The sequence below is a fragment of the Marinitoga arctica genome, assembly GCF_054657315.1.
In genome coordinates this window covers 1-314 of sequence record NZ_BAAHYY010000092.1, presented here as the reverse complement: position 1 = coordinate 314, position 314 = coordinate 1, and the positions used below count along the sequence as shown (strand labels likewise).

Annotated in this window: 1 protein-coding gene; it reads right to left on the bottom strand. The window is 26.1% G+C overall.

What is annotated here, in order from left to right; translation table 11 throughout:
• Positions 1-314 (bottom strand): transposase (locus ACYQ44_RS10505; RefSeq protein WP_459997247.1); only part of this gene is annotated, 314 nt, incomplete at both ends.

Below are 314 nucleotides of genomic sequence, written 5' to 3'. Positions count from 1 at the left end.
ATTAATATCAATAACGTTATATATTGCTTTTTTCTTTACAATACCCTCTTCCTTTACAGAATAAAATGAAGCGTCTAAATATACAATAGCATATACTTCTTCCAAAGGTCTATTTTTCCAATCATTAATTAAAGGAACTACAGTATTAGTAATTATACTAATTTTTTCAGCAGAAACATCAACATCATATATTTCTTTTATATGATCTCTAATATCTCTAACACTTAAAACTTTTGAATACAAAGACAATACCAAATCTTCAATAGCTGAAATATGTCTTTGTCTCTTCTTAACAATTTGTGGTTCGAATTCAC